The organism is Pseudomonas coleopterorum, assembly GCF_900105555.1.
Classification (GTDB): Bacteria; Pseudomonadota; Gammaproteobacteria; order Pseudomonadales; family Pseudomonadaceae; genus Aquipseudomonas; species Aquipseudomonas coleopterorum.
Genome location: NZ_FNTZ01000001.1, coordinates 4,095,001 through 4,109,666, shown reverse-complemented (window position 1 = coordinate 4,109,666; position 14,666 = coordinate 4,095,001). Strand labels below are relative to the sequence as shown.

At 61.0% G+C, this 14,666-nt stretch carries 16 protein-coding genes; 9 read left to right on the top strand and 7 right to left on the bottom strand.

Features of this window, described 5'->3' with window-relative positions; all coding sequences use genetic code 11:
- Window positions 1–57 precede the first annotated feature (57 nt).
- From trpE to BLV18_RS18590, 5 genes are all read left to right on the top strand, one after another.
- Complete coding sequence (gene trpE / locus BLV18_RS18610) at window positions 58–1,536, top strand: anthranilate synthase component I (protein WP_049862398.1); 1,479 nt, start codon at window positions 58–60, stop codon at window positions 1,534–1,536.
- A 77-nt stretch (window positions 1,537–1,613) separates the two neighbouring features.
- On the top strand, window positions 1,614–2,213 hold the full coding sequence (locus BLV18_RS18605; RefSeq protein WP_049862397.1) for an aminodeoxychorismate/anthranilate synthase component II: 600 nt from the start codon (window positions 1,614–1,616) through the stop codon (window positions 2,211–2,213).
- 9 nt (window positions 2,214–2,222) lie between these two features.
- Window positions 2,223–3,272: an anthranilate phosphoribosyltransferase gene (gene trpD / locus BLV18_RS18600; RefSeq protein ID WP_049862396.1), complete on the top strand. Its 1,050-nt coding sequence runs from the start codon at window positions 2,223–2,225 to the stop codon at window positions 3,270–3,272.
- Window positions 3,269–4,069, top strand: coding sequence for an indole-3-glycerol phosphate synthase TrpC (gene trpC, locus BLV18_RS18595; protein ID WP_090360715.1), 801 nt, complete (start codon window positions 3,269–3,271; stop codon window positions 4,067–4,069). Before trpD ends, trpC begins: the two co-directional genes overlap by 4 nt.
- A gap of 45 nt (window positions 4,070–4,114) precedes the next feature.
- Window positions 4,115–4,804: a lipoate--protein ligase family protein gene (locus BLV18_RS18590; protein WP_090360712.1), complete on the top strand. Its 690-nt coding sequence runs from the start codon at window positions 4,115–4,117 to the stop codon at window positions 4,802–4,804.
- A 10-nt stretch (window positions 4,805–4,814) separates the two neighbouring features.
- On the opposite strand, the gene crp is transcribed toward BLV18_RS18590, so the two are convergent.
- The gene (gene crp, locus BLV18_RS18585; protein ID WP_090360710.1) at window positions 4,815–5,453 is read right to left on the bottom strand and encodes a cAMP-activated global transcriptional regulator CRP; all 639 of its coding nucleotides are present in this window, start codon (window positions 5,451–5,453) and stop codon (window positions 4,815–4,817) included.
- Between the two features lie 200 nt (window positions 5,454–5,653).
- On the opposite strand from crp, the gene BLV18_RS18580 reads away from it, so the two are divergent.
- Window positions 5,654–6,076, top strand: coding sequence for an OsmC family protein (locus tag BLV18_RS18580; RefSeq protein WP_090360707.1), 423 nt, complete (start codon window positions 5,654–5,656; stop codon window positions 6,074–6,076).
- 60 nt (window positions 6,077–6,136) lie between these two features.
- Here BLV18_RS18580 and coq7 read toward each other — a convergent pair whose 3' ends face one another.
- From coq7 to hemJ, 4 genes are all read right to left on the bottom strand, one after another.
- Window positions 6,137–6,784, bottom strand: a complete 648-nt coding sequence (gene coq7 / locus BLV18_RS18575) for a 2-polyprenyl-3-methyl-6-methoxy-1,4-benzoquinone monooxygenase (protein ID WP_090360704.1) — start codon at window positions 6,782–6,784, stop codon at window positions 6,137–6,139.
- Window positions 6,785–6,823: 39 nt separating this feature from the next.
- On the bottom strand, window positions 6,824–7,162 hold the full coding sequence (locus BLV18_RS18570; protein ID WP_090360701.1) for a histidine triad nucleotide-binding protein: 339 nt from the start codon (window positions 7,160–7,162) through the stop codon (window positions 6,824–6,826).
- 69 nt (window positions 7,163–7,231) lie between these two features.
- The gene (locus BLV18_RS18565) at window positions 7,232–8,005 is read right to left on the bottom strand and encodes an SDR family NAD(P)-dependent oxidoreductase (protein ID WP_090360699.1); all 774 of its coding nucleotides are present in this window, start codon (window positions 8,003–8,005) and stop codon (window positions 7,232–7,234) included.
- 96 nt (window positions 8,006–8,101) lie between these two features.
- Window positions 8,102–8,527, bottom strand: coding sequence for a protoporphyrinogen oxidase HemJ (gene hemJ, locus BLV18_RS18560; protein ID WP_043192500.1), 426 nt, complete (start codon window positions 8,525–8,527; stop codon window positions 8,102–8,104).
- A gap of 134 nt (window positions 8,528–8,661) precedes the next feature.
- On the opposite strand from hemJ, the gene argC reads away from it, so the two are divergent.
- Both argC and erpA read left to right on the top strand, forming a co-directional pair.
- Window positions 8,662–9,696: an N-acetyl-gamma-glutamyl-phosphate reductase gene (gene argC / locus BLV18_RS18555; protein WP_090360696.1), complete on the top strand. Its 1,035-nt coding sequence runs from the start codon at window positions 8,662–8,664 to the stop codon at window positions 9,694–9,696.
- Between the two features lie 141 nt (window positions 9,697–9,837).
- Complete coding sequence (gene erpA / locus BLV18_RS18550; RefSeq protein WP_043192502.1) at window positions 9,838–10,188, top strand: iron-sulfur cluster insertion protein ErpA; 351 nt, start codon at window positions 9,838–9,840, stop codon at window positions 10,186–10,188.
- Between the two features lie 61 nt (window positions 10,189–10,249).
- Here the strand turns inward: erpA and BLV18_RS18545 are convergent, their stop codons facing one another.
- Window positions 10,250–11,341, bottom strand: a complete 1,092-nt coding sequence (locus BLV18_RS18545) for an anhydro-N-acetylmuramic acid kinase (RefSeq protein WP_090360694.1) — start codon at window positions 11,339–11,341, stop codon at window positions 10,250–10,252.
- Between the two features lie 3 nt (window positions 11,342–11,344).
- On the bottom strand, window positions 11,345–12,808 hold the full coding sequence (locus BLV18_RS18540) for a peptidoglycan DD-metalloendopeptidase family protein (protein WP_090360691.1): 1,464 nt from the start codon (window positions 12,806–12,808) through the stop codon (window positions 11,345–11,347).
- 210 nt (window positions 12,809–13,018) lie between these two features.
- Between BLV18_RS18540 and tyrS the strand changes: the two genes are divergently transcribed.
- On the top strand, window positions 13,019–14,218 hold the full coding sequence (gene tyrS / locus BLV18_RS18535) for a tyrosine--tRNA ligase (protein ID WP_090360689.1): 1,200 nt from the start codon (window positions 13,019–13,021) through the stop codon (window positions 14,216–14,218).
- Window positions 14,219–14,666 lie beyond the last annotated feature (448 nt).

The following is a 14,666-nucleotide window of genomic DNA, read 5'->3' as shown; positions in this document are numbered from 1 at the left end:
TTCCCGTTCCAGCGTTTGCCCACAGACCGTTCGACCCCTCCATCACGAGGCTGAATCATGACCCGCGAAGAATTTCTGCGCCTGGCCGCCGAAGGCTACAACCGTATCCCGATGGCCCACGAAACCCTGGCCGACTTCGATACACCCCTGTCCATCTACCTGAAACTGGCCGACCAGCCCAATTCCTATCTGCTGGAATCGGTGCAGGGCGGCGAGAAATGGGGCCGCTACTCGATCATCGGCCTGCCGTGCCGCACCGTCCTGCGTGTTCACGGGTACCATGCCAGCGTGACCTGCGACGGCGTCGAGATCGAAGCCTGCGATGTCGAAGACCCGCTGGCCTTCGTCGAGACCTTCAAGGCCCGCTACAACGTGCCGACCATCGCTGGCCTGCCACGCTTCAACGGTGGCCTGGTGGGCTATTTCGGCTATGACTGCGTGCGTTACGTCGAGAAGCGTTTGGGCCAGTGCCCGAACCCGGATCCGCTGGGCGTTCCGGACATCCTGTTGATGGTCTCCGATGCCGTGGTGGTGTTCGACAACCTGGCTGGCAAGATGCACGCCATCGTCCTGGCCGATCCTGCGCAGGCCGATGCCTACGAGCAGGCCCGCGACCAGCTCGAAGCCTTGATGGACCGCCTGCGCCAGCCCATCGCGCCGCGCCGCGGGCTGGACTTCAATCGTCCGCAAGCTGCCGACCCGGTGTTTCGTTCCAGTTTCACCCAGTCCGACTACGAAGGCGCCGTCGACACCATCAAGGAATACATCCTGGCAGGCGACGTCATGCAGGTGGTCCCTTCGCAGCGCATGTCCATCGACTTCAAGGCCGCGCCGATCGATCTGTACCGCGCGTTGCGCTGCTTCAACCCAACGCCTTACATGTACTTCTTCAATTTCGGCGATTTCCACGTGGTCGGCAGCTCGCCCGAAGTGCTGGTGCGGGTCGAGGACGACCTGATCACGGTACGGCCGATTGCCGGAACCCGCCCGCGCGGCGCGACCGAAGAAGCCGATCATGCGCTGGAAGTCGACCTGCTGTCCGATGACAAGGAGATCGCCGAGCACTTGATGCTGATCGACCTGGGCCGCAACGACGTGGGGCGGGTATCGGAAGTCGGCTCGGTGAAGCTGACCGAGAAGATGGTCATCGAGCGTTACTCCAACGTGATGCACATCGTGTCCAACGTGACCGGCCACCTCAAGCAGGGCCTGACCGCCATGGACGCCCTGCGCGCCATCCTGCCGGCTGGCACCCTGTCCGGTGCCCCAAAGATCCGCGCCATGGAAATCATCGACGAGCTGGAACCGGTCAAACGCGGTGTCTACGGCGGTGCGGTCGGCTACTTCGCCTGGAACGGCAACATGGACACCGCGATCGCCATCCGTACCGCGGTCATCAAGAACGGTGAACTGCATGTGCAGGCTGGCGGCGGCATCGTGGCCGACTCGGTGCCTGCCCTGGAATGGGAAGAAACGCTGAACAAGCGTCGCGCCATGTTCAAGGCCGTGGCCCTGGCCGAGCAATCGCCAGACTGATACCGGACCCGGCAAGCCAGTGTTCACCGGTTCCAGACGACCGGTGACCCGTCAGCAGATTCGAGAGGTTAAGCACCATGTTGCTCATGATCGACAATTACGACTCCTTTACCTACAACGTCGTCCAGTACCTGGGCGAGCTTGGCGCCGACGTCAAGGTCATCCGCAACGATGAACTGACCATCGCCGAAATCGAGGCCCTGGCCCCGGAGCGCATCGTCGTTTCGCCCGGACCCTGCACGCCCAACGAAGCCGGTGTGTCCCTCGACGTCATTCGCCATTTCGCCGGCAAGCTGCCCATCCTCGGCGTCTGCCTGGGCCATCAGTCGATCGGCCAAGCCTTCGGCGGTGACGTGGTGCGTGCTCGGCAGGTCATGCACGGCAAGACCAGCCCGATCACACACACCGACCTGGGTGTATTCGAAGGCCTCAGCCACCCATTGACCGTCACCCGCTATCACTCCCTGGTCGTCAAGGCGCAGACCCTGCCCGAATGCCTGGAGCTGACGGCCTGGACCACACACGAAGACGGCACGGTGGACGAGATCATGGGCCTGCGGCACAAGACCCTGAATGTCGAGGGTGTGCAGTTCCACCCCGAATCGATTCTGACCGAGCAAGGCCACGAGCTGTTCGCCAACTTTCTCAAGCAGACCGGCGGCAGCCGCCAGGGCTAAGGAATACCCATGGATATCAAAAGCGCGCTGACCCGTATCGTCAGCCAGCTGGACCTCAGCACCGAGGAAATGCGCACGGTGATGCTCGACATCATGACCGGCCAATGCAGCGAAGCGCAGATCGGCGCCTTCATGATGGGCATGCGCATGAAAAGCGAGACCATCGACGAGATCGTCGGCGCCGTGTCGGCGATGCGTGAGCTGGCGAGCAAGGTCGAACTGCGGACCTTGGACAAGGTGGTCGACATCGTCGGCACCGGTGGCGATGGCGCCAACATCTTCAACGTGTCCACTGCCTCGGCACTGGTCGTCGCAGCGGCCGGTTGCACGGTGGCCAAGCATGGCAACCGTGCGGTCTCGGGCAAGAGCGGCAGCGCTGACCTGCTCGAAGCTGCCGGCGTCTACCTCAACCTGGACGCCACTCAGGTCGCCCGCTGCATCGACAGCGTCGGCATCGGCTTCATGTTCGCCCAGGCTCATCACAGCGCCATGAAACACGCAGCCATCCCGCGCCGTGACCTGGGCCTGCGGACCCTGTTCAACATGCTCGGGCCCTTGACCAATCCGGCAGGCGTCAAGCATCAGGTGGTCGGTGTGTTCACCCAGGCCCTGTGCCGACCGCTGGCCGAAGTGCTGGCGCGCCTGGGCAGCAAACACGTCCTGGTGGTGCATTCGCGCGACGGTCTGGACGAGTTCAGCCTGGCCGCTCCAACCTTCGTCGCCGAGCTCAAGGATGGCGAAGTCACCGAATACTGGGTCGAGCCCGAAGACCTGGGCATCAAGAGCCAGAGCTTGCACGGGTTGGTGGTCGACAGCCCGGCGGCTTCGCTCGAATTGATCCGCGATGCGCTGGGTCGACGCAAGACCGAACATGGCGAGAAAGCCGCCGAAATGATCGTCCTCAATGCCGGTGCGGCGTTGTACGCGGCCGATGTGGCAAGCAGCCTGAAAGAGGGCGTGGCCATGGCGCACGATGCCTTGCACACCGGCTTGGCCCGCGAAAAGCTCGAGGAGCTGGGTGCCTTTACCGCTGTATTCAAGCAGGAGAACGAAGCATGAGCGTGCCTACGGTGTTAGAGAACATACTGGCGCGCAAGGCGCAGGAAGTGGCCGAGCGTCGCGAGCGAGTCGGCCTGGCCGAACTCGAGCGCCTTGCCGCCGCAGCCGATGCGCCGCGTGGTTTTGCCCAGGCCTTGATCGCCCAGGCCGCTTCGAAGAAGCCAGCGGTCATTGCCGAGGTCAAGAAAGCCTCGCCCAGCAAAGGTGTCATCCGCGAGCATTTCGTACCCGCCGACATCGCCGCCAGCTACGAGAAAGGCGGCGCTACCTGCCTGTCGGTGCTGACCGACATCGACTATTTCCAAGGGGCCGACCTGTACCTGCAACAGGCGCGCGCTGCCTGCCAGCTGCCGGTGATCCGCAAGGACTTCATGATCGACCCCTATCAGGTGGTCGAAGCGCGCGCATTGGGGGCGGACTGCATCCTGTTGATCGTCTCGGCGCTGCAGGATGCGCAAATGACCGAGCTGGCCGCTGTCGCCAAGGGCGTTGGCCTCGACGTGCTGGTCGAAGTCCACGACGGCGATGAACTGGAGCGCGCGTTGAACACCCTGGACACCCCGCTGGTCGGCGTCAACAACCGCAACCTGCACACCTTCGACGTCAGCCTGGAAACCACCCTGGACTTGCTGCCGCGTATTCCCCGTGATCGCGTGGTGATCACCGAGAGCGGCATCTTCAACCGCGCCGATGTCCAGTTAATGGAAATCAACGGGGTCTACTCGTTCCTGGTCGGCGAGGCGTTCATGCGGGCCGAAGATCCAGGCCTTGAGCTGCAGCGACTGTTTTTCCCCTGAGCCAACGGTCTTCCTGACCTTCACCTCACACGAGTATCACCCCTCATGCTTGAGCATTTGCCTACGGAACAGGGGTTGCGCGCCGAGCAGGATCTGCTCGGCAGCGTCTGCAAGGGCGAGCAGGCTTGGGGCCTGCTGTTCTGGTGCCCGACCGATCGCACCTTGGTGATGCCGCGACGCATGAGCCGCCTTGATGGCTTCGAGCAGGCCAGCCTCGCATCGGCTGCCGGCGGCTGGCCTGTGCTGCTGCGCGAGACTGGCGGGGAGCCGGTGCCACAGTCGCCCTCGACCATCAACGTTGCGCTGGTATACGTGGCTCCGCAGCAGGAAGGTGACCAGCACCGTATCGAAACGGCCTACCGCCGCCTGTGCCAGCCCTTGCTCGACGCCCTCGAGCGCCTGGGTGGCAGCGCGTCACTTGGCGAAATAGAAGGCGCCTTCTGCGATGGCCGCTTCAACGTCAATCTCGACGGCCGCAAATGGGTGGGCACGGCACAGCGCTGGCGCCAGGGTCTGAGCGGCACGCGCCCGGTGGTATTGGTTCACGGAGCGATGTTGATGGAGGACGAACGCGAATCGATGGCGGCTGCCGTCAATCTGTTCAATCAGCAGTGTGGGCTGGAGCAGCGCGTCAAGGCCTCCAGCCATATAGCACTGCACGAGCGTCATCCCGCACCGGATCTGATCGACGAGCTACAGGTGGCCTATACCCAAATGCTAACAGCACTGGCCTGAGCCTGACGGGTCAGCGGGTTCCGTACACCACCATGGTCTTGCCCTTCACGTGGACCACGCTGCGCTCTTCCAGGTCCTTGAGAACCCGTCCGACCATCTCCCGTGAACAGCCCACGATGCGGCCGATTTCCTGACGCGTGATCTTGATCTGCATGCCGTCGGGGTGAGTCATCGCGTCGGGCTGCTTGCACAGATCCAGCAAGCAACGAGCTACCCGCCCAGTCACATCGAAGAACGCCAGGTCGCCCACCTTGCGCGTGGTGTCGCGCAGACGTTGCGCCATTTGCCCACCCACTGCATAGAGCATGTCCGGCTCCTGCTGAGCCAATTCGCGAAACGCGGTGTAGCTGATCTGCACCACTTCGCATTCGGTCCTGGCACGTACCCAGGCATCGTGTGCCTGTGCGCCATGGGGTGACTGAAAAAGACCCAGCTCACCGAAGAAGTCTCCGGCATTGAGGTAGGCAATCACCAACTCCCGGCCTTCCTCGGCCTCGATCATCACCGTTGCCGAGCCCTTGAGAATCAACGAAAGGGTGTCATCCCGTGCACCGGCCGCGATCAGCGTGGTCTTCGCGGCAAATCGATGGCGCTGACCTTGCGCGAGCAGCTTTTCGAGGTTCTTGATCTTGTGCGCGGCAGCAGTCATGGCTTGGTTCCGGAAAGGGCAATCGATCTTGCATGAATCACGGCAATACGCCAGTACATTGGCGTCAGCTTATCAGACACATAGTGGGGTCACACGGCATTTGACTGCAGAACGTGGGATTTGACCGTTTCGACCTCGCGAATTGTTACAGGTGCGCTGTGTTAAGCTCACCCGCTTTATGAACACGGGAGTCCGGAAAGATGAAGGCGCGTATTCAGTGGGCCGGCGAGGCCATGTTTCTGGGCGAGTCAGGTAGCGGCCATGTCGTGGTCATGGACGGACCTCCCGAGAGCGGCGGCCGCAACCTCGGCGTGCGCCCCATGGAAATGCTGCTGCTGGGTCTGGGCGGCTGCAGCAACTATGACGTGGTCAGCATCCTCAAGAAATCGCGCCAGCCCATCGAAAGCTGCGAAGCCTTTCTGGAAGCCGAACGTGCTAGCGAAGACCCGAAAGTCTTCACCAAGATCCACCTGCACTTCGTGGTCAAGGGCCGCGGCCTGAAAGAAGCTCAGGTCAAGCGTGCAGTGGAGCTGTCGGCAGAGAAGTATTGCTCGGCATCCATCATGCTGGGTCGCGCCGGCGTGGACATCACTCATGACTACGAAATCGTCGAGCTGGGCTGACTTCAAGAACATGCGAAAAGGGCGCTCATCGAGCGCCCCTGTTCTACCTGCCGCAAACAATCAAATCCGGTAGGTGCTCTTGGTCATGACCTTGGCCAACAGGCTCATGCCAAAGCGCAACGGCGCCGGAAACCTGGCCCCGCCTGCGTCGAGCGCCGATTCGGCATGGGCTTGCTCATCACTGCGCATCTGCCCCAGGATCGCCCGCGACTTGACGTCTTCGGCGGGCAGTTGCAGCAAGTGCTCATCCAGATGCTTGACCACCTGATGCTCGGTTGCTGCCACGAAACCCAGGCTCACCCGATCACTGATGACGCCTGCTACCGCGCCGATACCGAACGACATGCCGTAGAACAACGGATTGAGCACACTGGTATGGCTGCCCAATTGCCGAATGCGCTGCTCGCACCACGCCAGGTGGTCCACTTCCTCTTCGGCCGCATGCTCCATGGCCTTGCGCACCTGAGGCAGCTTCGCGGTCAGGGCCTGTCCTTGATACAGCGCCTGAGCGCAGACCTCACCGGTATGATTGATGCGCATCAGGCCGGCCACGTGCCGACTCTGCTGCTTGTCCATCGTCACCTCGGGCTGGACGAGCGCCGGCGAGGGGCGCGATGGATGGCCGCTGAACGGTAACAGCGTGCGCATGGCCGTATCGGCCTGCAGCAGCAAACGATCAATGGGCGAGTAGTGACGCTGGGTAGCCATGGGCACCTCCGTTGAAAACCTGGCCTGCATGAATGCCGCTCAACCGGGCGGCCAGTTCATCTGGCGCTGTCCCAGTACATGCATGTGTATGTAGTAGACGGTCTGACCGCCCAGTTCGTTGCAGTTCATGACCACTCGAAAGCCCTCTTCGCAACCCAGCTCCTTGGCCAACCGCTGGGCGGTGAACAGGATATGTCCAGCCAGGCCCTTGTCGTCTTCGGTCAAGTCGTTGAGCGTGCGGATGGGTTTTTTCGGGATGACCAGAAAATGCACCGGGGCCTGTGGCGCGATATCGTGGAAGGCCAGTACCTGGTCATCCTCGTAGATGATCTTGGCCGGAATCTCCCGGTTGATGATCTTGGTAAACAAAGTATCCACAATGCATCTCCATGGCAGTCGAAGGTTCAGTGTACTGAGGCTTGTGCCCAGCGCCCAGCCTTGCCGGCTTCAATGGGGGGCGAAAGCCTTGTTGATCCATCCACTCACGATGCGCGTCAGCCACCGTGAGCCCAGGCGCGGAGCCCTGGCCAGCCAGGCATTGCGCCGCCCAGGCACGATCACCGCGCGATTGCGGGCCAGCGCTCGCACCGTCTGCAGCGCTACCTGCTCAGGGTCCAGCACCTGCGAACTGTTCGCCAGGCGCGGAATGCGCCGCTGGCTGGAGCGTACCGGCCCAGGACACAGCACCGAAACCTTCACCCCGGTCTGCTTGAGTTCCTCGCGCAGCCCTTCGGAAAAATGCAGCACATAGGCCTTGCTCGCCGCATAGCTACTCATCCATGGGCCGGGCTGGAAGGCGGCCAGTGAGGCGACATTCAGGATCTGCCCACCACCCTGCACGGCCATCGCATTGCCCAAGGCGTGACAGAGGCGGGTGAGGGCTAGAACGTTCAGTTCGATCAGATCCTGTTCCTGGCTCCAGTCCTGAGCCAGAAAGTGCCCATAGGAGCGCACGGCCGCGCAGTTCACCAACAGGTCGATCTGGCGTTCGCTTTCTTCAAGCTCCAACAGAAACCCCGAGAGCCGCAGGGGTTCGCCCAGGTCGCAGGCACGAAACAATACTTCCACACCAAAGCGCTGCGTCAGTTCAGCGGCAATGATTTCAAGCTGGTCACGCTGGCGCGCTACCAGAAGCAGGCTGCGCCCACGCCTGGCCAGGGCTTCGGCCATGGCCAGGCCCAAGCCTGCCGACGCGCCTGTGATCATGGCATAACGGGTCATCGAATTCTCCATACCCCCGCCAGCCAAGCTGGCGCGGTTTCATATGGACATTCTACCGCGCGCGTTCACGTTTGGGCTCACAGCTTGTGCGTGACCTCAGAACGGCTTGACCACCACCAGGATCACAACGGCCAGCAGGATCAGCACTGGAATTTCGTTGAACCAGCGGTAGTACACATGGCTGCGTTTGTTCTCGCCACGTGCGAAGCGCTTCATCTGCGCACCGCACACGTGATGGTAGCCGGTCAGCAATATGACCAGGGTCAGCTTCGCATGCATCCATCCCTGGCTCATCCAGCCCGGCGACAGTGCAATCAGCCAGATACCGAAGACGAACGTGGCGATCATCGCCGGGGTCATGATGCCGCGGTAAAGCTTGCGCTCCATGACGGCAAAGCGTTCGCGGCTGACGGTGTCCTCGCTCTGTGCGTGGTAGACGAACAGACGAGGCAGGTAGAACAACCCGGCAAACCAGCAGACAACGCTGACGATATGCAGGGCCTTGATCCATAGATAAAGCATTTTCGGTCTTCTCAGGTTCACGGTAGCGTCGATAGTAGAGTCTGTCGGCGTTCGCGTCATCTCAACGGTTGTGACTCACGCCTCAGGCCCCTATCATCGAAGGCTTTCCAGTCGCATCGTGAAGAGGGCAGTGTATGGTCAAGGTCGGTATCGTCGGCGGCACGGGTTACACCGGGGTCGAACTGCTACGTCTGCTGGCGCAGCATCCGCAGGCGCAGGTAGAGGTCATCACCTCCCGATCCGAGGCTGGCCTGCCGGTTGCCGACCTGTACCCCAACCTGCGCGGTCACTACGACGGCCTGGCGTTCAGCGTCCCGGACATCAAGACCCTGGGTGCCTGCGACGTAGTGTTTTTCGCCACCCCCCACGGCGTCGCCCACGCCCTGGCCGGCGAGCTGCTGGCTGCGGGTACCAAGGTCATCGACCTGTCCGCCGACTTCCGCCTGCAGGACGCCGATGAATGGGCCAAATGGTACGGTCAGCCGCACGGTGCGCCGGAATTGCTGGCCGATGCGGTCTACGGCTTGCCCGAGGTCAACCGCGAGCAGATCCGCCAGGCCCGCCTGATCGCCGTGCCAGGCTGCTACCCGACGGCCACGCAGCTGGGCTTCCTGCCGCTGCTCGAGGCGGGACTGGCCGACAACACGCGTCTGATCGCCGACTGCAAGTCAGGCGTCAGTGGCGCGGGTCGCGGCGCCAGCGTGGGTTCACTGTTCTGCGAAGCTGGCGAAAGCATGAAGGCCTATGCGGTCAAGGGCCACCGTCACCTGCCCGAGATCACCCAAGGCCTGCGTCGCGCCGCCGGTGGTGATGTGGGTCTGACCTTCGTCCCCCACCTCACGCCCATGATCCGCGGTATCCACTCCACACTGTATGCCACGGTCGTCGACAAATCGGTCGATCTGCAGGTCCTGTATGAAGAGCGCTACGCCGATGAACCCTTCGTCGACGTCATGCCGGCCGGCAGCCACCCCGAAACCCGCAGCGTGCGCGGCGCCAACGTCTGCCGCATCGCCGTGCACCGCCCCCAGGGTGGCGATCTGGTGGTCGTGCTTTCGGTCATCGACAACCTGGTCAAAGGCGCGTCGGGCCAGGCCGTGCAGAACATGAACATCCTGTTCGGTCTGGACGAACGCTTCGGTCTGTCCCACGCCGGCATGCTGCCCTGACCATTTCCGCAGCATCGCCTAGAGGCCCGCATTGCGGGCCTCTTTGCTTTAGCCACTGGCTAATTCTTGACCATTTTCGTAGGAGAAGAGGATAATGCCGCCATTGAGCATTATGACGGCGTACGCCGGGAGAACTTCTACATGAGCGTCGAATCCTTTACCCCCATGGCTTTGCAATTCACCCAAGGGGCTGCCATCAAGGTCAAGACCCTGGTCGATGAAGAGGGTAACGATCGTCTCAAGCTGCGCGTCTTCGTCACCGGTGGCGGCTGCTCGGGCTTCCAGTATGGCTTCACCTTCGATGAAGACGTCGCCGAAGACGACACCATCGTCGAGCGCGAAGGCGTCAGTCTCGTGGTCGATCCCATGAGCTTCCAATACCTGGCCGGTGCACAGGTCGATTACCAGGAAGGCTTGGAAGGTTCGCGATTCGTGATCAACAACCCCAACGCCAGCACCACCTGCGGTTGCGGTCAGTCCTTCTCGATCTGATCCAGCACCCATGAAAAACGCCGTGCATTTGCACGGCGTTTTGCGTTTCAGGTATCTAGTTTCACGCCGGGTAGATGGCGCCCAACACGCGCAGGCCTCGCGCGCCGGTCACACTAGGCCGGTTGGCCGCAACGCCTTGCAGGCAGCAATCAGCCAGCCAGGCAAAAGCCATGGCTTCGACCCAGTCCGGATCGACACCCGCCGCTGCCGTGCTCTCGACCCGAGTTCCCGGCAGCAAGGCTTGCAGTCGCGCCATCAAGGCCTGGTTGTGAGCGCCGCCACCGCACACCAGCAGTGCATGAGTGCTCGGCTGGGCGACACCCAGCGACTGCACGATGCTTTGCGCGGTCAGCTCGAGAAGCGTTGCTTGAACGTCGGCGTCATCGAACGCAGGAAGGCTGTCCAGTTGTCGTTGCAGCCAGCTCAGGTTGAACACCTCGCGCCCCGTGCTTTTCGGGCCGCTGCCAGCGAAGAATGGATCGCTTAACAAAGCACTCAGCAAATGCGGTTGCAGCGTACCGGTCGCTGCCCAAGCGCCTGCTCGATCATAGTCCTGGCCACGCTTGAGCTGAATCCAGGCATCCATCAGCACGTTGCCAGGTCCGCAGTCGAAACCGCTTACTGGCTGATTGCCGCCGATCAGGCTGAGATTGCTGAAGCCGCCCACATTGAGCACTGCACGCGCCTCGCCTTCGGCACCGAACAGCGCTTCGTGGAAGGCCGGAACCAAGGGTGCACCCTGACCGCCGGCGGCCACATCGCGTCGGCGAAAATCGCCCACGACGGTGATCTGCGTCAGCTCTGCCAACAACGCCGGATTGCCGATCTGTACGGTGAAGCCCCGAGCTGGCTCGTGCCTCACGGTCTGTCCGTGGCTACCAATCGCTCGGATGTCGGAAGGTGCAAGATGCTGTGAGGCCAGCAAGGCAGAGATGCCATCGGCTGCCAGTGCTACCCACTGGTTTTCGGCGACGGCAGCTCGAGCGATTTCATCCGGCCCGCTGGCGCAAAGTTCCAGTAGCTGGCTGCGCAATGCCGCGGGCATGGGCACGTAGTGTGTTGCCACGAGCCGAGTGGCTTGATCCTGCTCGATCAGGGCGATGTCCAGCCCATCGAGACTGGTGCCGGACATGACCCCAAGGTAGTACGCCATGGCTCAGCGCTTGCTCGCCAGCAGGGTGCTGCGCTCTACGTCCATCTTCGCCATCAGCGGCTGGCTCAGCTGGTTGAAGCGCTGTTTCTCGGACTTGGCGATCGGGTCAGCCATCGGCAGCTTCTGGCCCAGAGGATCGACGTGCACGCCGTTTACCTGGAACTCGTAGTGCAGATGCGGACCTGTCGACAGGCCGGTGGTACCGATGTAACCGATCACCTGGCCTTGCTTGACGCTGCCGCCGGTCTTGATGCCTTTGGCGAAGCCCTGCATGTGTCCGTACAGCGTGGTGTAGCTATTGCCATGCTGAATGATCACGGTGTTGCCATAGCCGCCACGACGACCGGCCAAGGTGATCTTGCCGTCACCGGCCGCCTTGATCGGCGTACCGCGCGGCGCAGCATAGTCAACGCCCTTGTGCGCACGGATCTTGTTCAGAATCGGATGCTTGCGGCCCATCGAAAAACGCGAGCTGATGCGGGCAAAGTCCACCGGGGTACGGATGAACGCCTTGCGCATGCTGTTGCCATCGGCGGTGTAGTAATTGCTGTTGCCCTGCTTGTTGGTATAGCGCACTGCGGTATAGGTCTTGCCGCGGTTGGTGAAGCGCGCAGCGAGGATGCCGCCGGTACCGATGACCTTGCCGTTGAGTACGCGCTGCTCGTAGATGATGTCGAACTCATCGCCCTGGCGAATATCCTGAGCGAAGTCCACGTCATATCCGAAGATGCTGGCCATATCCATGGTCTGACTATGGGACAGTCCGGCACGCGCGGCTGACTGCGACAGCGAGTTCTTGATCACGCCATGGGCATACGCTTCACGAGTCACCGGCTTGCTGGTTTCACGCTCAAAGGCGAAACCCGTGCCCGCCTTGGTCAGCCGGATGGTGTCCAGGTCGCTGACCTTGCTGTGCAGGCTGAGCAATTCGCCTTCTGGCGACAGTTCGAATTCCAGCAGCTGTCCACGCTTGAGCTGAGTGAACTGTTTGGCCTTCTTGTCACTGCCCATGACCTCGGCCACGGTCGACGCCGGCAAACCGACCTTCTCGAACAGCGTGGAAAGCGTGTCGCCCTTGGCAACCACCACCTGACGATGTCCCGGCTCTTTCTTCGCGGCAGCGACTTCCTTGGCAGCGGGTGCTTCCTTGGTTGCAGCAACGTGGGGGGCTGGATGCTCGGATGGCTGTGCAGCGTGCTCGGTGTCGGTCGAGGCAGGCGTTTCAATCTGGGCGAAGGGTGCAGGGGCTGCCTGTTCGGCGATCGGGGCAACCGGGGTGTCTTGTTCGGCGTCCTTGAGTTGTTCGACGGGAGCCGGCATCTCCAGGCTCATGTTCGTACGTTTTGCTTCTACATCGCTGGAAGGAAACACCAGCAAGGCAAGGCTGAGGAGGGCGGCCAGGCCGCTGGCAGCCACGAGGTGGCTCTTCGGATAAAGCGGCGGCGCTTTAGGCGGTTGCTTGGTCATAGGTGATTTTTTGACTTTTAAAGATGGAAAGATGAGATGAATGACATGATGAAGATGAAATAACTGTATAAAATATAACCAAAACCCCTCCAAAGCAAGCTCGCAGACGTTTGCTTGGCGCCAATGAGTCACATCTGTGCCCGCGCCTTGTATTTGACCCGTGATCTTGTATCGTTGAGCCTTTTGAATCCGAGCGTTGTAGGACCTTATATGAAGTCTGTTGAAGAGCAGCTGGCGCTGATCAAGCGCGGCACTGAAGAGGTGCTGGTCGAATCCGAACTGGTCGAGAAGCTCAAGCGCGGTCAGCCCCTGCGTATCAAGGCAGGCTTCGATCCCACCGCCCCGGATCTGCACTTGGGCCACACCGTGCTGATCAACAAGCTGCGGCAGTTCCAGGAGCTGGGTCACCAGGTCATCTTCCTTATAGGTGACTTCACCGGCTCCATCGGTGACCCCAGTGGCAAGAGCGCTACACGTCCACCGCTGACGCGTGAGCAGGTGCTGGAGAATGCCGAAACCTACAAGGCTCAGGTATTCAAGATCCTGGATCCTGCCAAAACCGAAGTGGCGTTCAACTCGACCTGGATGGACGTCCTTAGCCCAGCTGACTTCATTCGCCTGGCTTCCCAGTACACCGTGGCCCGCATGCTCGAGCGCGATGATTTCGACAAGCGCTACAGCAGCAACCAGCCGATCGCGATTCACGAGTTCCTCTATCCCCTGGTCCAGGGTTATGACTCCGTCGCCCTGCGGGCAGACGTCGAGCTGGGCGGTACCGATCAGAAATTCAACCTGTTGATGGGGCGTGAGCTGCAGCGCTCTTATGGTCAGGATGCCCAGTGCATCGTCACCTTGCCGTTGCTGGAAGGTCTGGACGGTGTCAAGAAGATGTCCAAGTCGCTGGGCAACTACGTGGGCATTCAGGAAGCGCCCGGCATCATGTACAGCAAGCTGGTGTCCATTCCCGATGCGCTGATGTGGCGTTACTTCGAGCTGCTCAGCTTCCGCAGCATGGATGAGATCGACGCTTTCAAGGCGGATGTGGAAGCCGGCGCCAACCCGCGTGACATCAAGATCAAGCTGGCCGAAGAGATCGTTGCGCGCTTCCATGGCGAGGAAGCGGCACAGAGCGCCCACAAGGCGGCGGGCAACCGCATGAAGGAGGGTGAGCTGCCAGAGGATTTGCCCGAAGTGGATGTAGCAGCCACTGAAGACATGCCCATCGCGGCTATCCTTAATAAAGCAGGGCTGGTCAAGAACGCCGCAGGCGCGCGCGATCTTCTCAATGCCGGAAGTGTCCGCGTCGACGGTGCTGTGGTAGACCGCGCATTCATCTTCCCGCTGGGCGCAACCCATGTCGTACAGGCCGGCAAGAAGGCTTTCGCCCGTATTACGCTAAAAACAGAATAATTCAAAGCAAGGGCTTGACGGCGAATTCGAAGTGTCTATAATTCGCCCCACTTCCGGCGCAGCCGAAACGATAAACGCCTTGTTAATCAATGAGTTAGTCGTTCAGGTAGTGAGGAAGTGCTTCGATCTTCAAGGTCGGAAGCGGTGAAAAAGGAAGTTGACAGCGGTTTGAAACGCTGTAGAATTCGCCTCCCGCTGACGAGTGATCGAAGCGAGTCAAGTGTTTGAAGTTGTTCAGGTTTCTGGAAAAATACTTCGAAATAAACGCTTGACAGAATATGAGGCCAGCGTAGAATGCGCGCCTCGGTTGAGACGAAAGAATCAACCCAACGCTCTTTAACAATTGAATCAAGCAATTCGTGTGGGTGCTTGTGAGTTAAGACTGTTAGTCAGCAAGATTATCAGCATCACAACGACTCCACGAGAAGTCAAAGAGTTACCTCGATCC